General features: G+C 41.2%; 2 protein-coding genes. Both read left to right on the top strand.

Annotation, left to right across the window (positions count from 1 at the left end):
- Positions 1–163: 163 nt before the first annotated feature.
- The gene (locus LG368_RS15295) at positions 164–964 is read left to right on the top strand and encodes a manganese/iron ABC transporter ATP-binding protein (protein ID WP_226755549.1); all 801 of its coding nucleotides are present in this window, start codon (positions 164–166) and stop codon (positions 962–964) included.
- Between the two features lie 79 nt (positions 965–1,043).
- A complete protein-coding gene (tnpB, locus tag LG368_RS15290) occupies positions 1,044–1,406 on the top strand; it encodes an IS66 family insertion sequence element accessory protein TnpB (RefSeq protein ID WP_226754942.1) in 363 nt (120 codons plus the stop codon).
- Positions 1,407–1,458 lie beyond the last annotated feature (52 nt).

Raw genomic sequence — 1,458 nt, 5'->3', positions numbered from 1 at the left:
CATAGTCGGAAATCAGATCAACAGAGCTATACAAGGCGATAAAACTCGGGATGAGGTCGTATTCTTAAAGAGCGATGCCGCTTTTGCGCAGCTGCGCGGTACCCGCTGACAAAGTCACTGATTCAGATTTAAGTACTGTAGCAGAAGGCTTAGCAGACGAATAATGCATCATGTAGAGAATGGTTTATCGGTAAATGACGTCAGTGTGACTTATAAAAACGGTCATACTGCCATCAAAAATGCGAGCTTTGTTCTGCCCACAAGTTCGATTACCGCTTTAGTGGGTGTTAATGGTAGTGGTAAGTCGACTCTATTTAAATCGATTATGGGCTTTGTTTCTTTAAGCAATGGAACAGTCGAAATATTTGATATGCCTATTAAGCAAGCCCTCAAATCCAATTTGGTTGCTTATGTTCCACAAAGTGAAGATATTGATTGGGACTTTCCTATTTTAGTGGAAGATGTCGTGATGATGGGGCGGTATGGGCATATGAATATGTTGCGTATGGCGAAAAAAATAGATCATGACGAAGTATCCAAAGCTCTAGATAGAGTTGGAATGCAATCATATCGACATCGACAAATTGGGGAGTTGTCTGGAGGTCAGAAAAAAAGAGTGTTTTTAGCACGTGCACTCGCTCAGAAAGGGCAGTTGATTTTATTGGATGAGCCTTTTACCGGTGTTGATGTGCAAACTGAAGATCAGATTATGCTGTTGCTGAAAGAGCTAAAAGAAGAAGGGAAATCTATTTTGGTCGCCACTCATAATTTAGGCAGTGTGCCTGAGTTTTGTGATCGTACTGTGTTGGTAAATCGTACTGTGCTGGCGTCAGGAATGACAAGGGATATCTTTACTCAAGAAAATTTAGAGCGCGCGTTTGGTGGTATGCTCCGTCACTTTGTATTAGGTGGCAGTGATCTTCATGAAGATGATGATGCACGGAAGGTGACAGTCTTAACGTAAGCGTCAGCTAAACCACACGTTTTAATCCTTGTCAAAAAACATAAAGTCTTTTTTTTTCTTTCATGGGAATAAAAGACTTATGTTTACCGCTTCTGCTCAACTCAATGTGACTCTCATTTGTGGGCCAACTGATATGCGTAAAGCCATTGACGGTTTATGCAATATTGTCGCCTATGATCTGAAAAAAGAGCCTTGTAGTGATCATATTTTTGTCTTTTGCGGTCGAGCGCGCGATAAAGTCAAAATATTGCAATGGGCGTCAAATGGTTTCTGGCTGCATTATAAGCGGCTCGAAAAAGGGCATTTTCAGTGGCCTGGTATTGATGACGAACAATTGTCTATTCAAATCTCACCTCGTCAGCTTAATTGGTTGCTAGATGGCCTGGCTCTCAATTTACAAGAAGCACACCCACATTTAACCTATCGATATCATGACGAGTAAGGTGTTTGATTGGTATAATCCATCCCATGAAAACACTTCAAAATGACCTACC

Source organism: Marinomonas algarum, from assembly GCF_020532605.1.
Taxonomy (GTDB): Bacteria; Pseudomonadota; Gammaproteobacteria; order Pseudomonadales; family Marinomonadaceae; genus Marinomonas; species Marinomonas algarum.
Note: the sequence above shows the minus strand (reverse complement) of the source record. Positions and strands in the feature narration are given on the sequence as shown.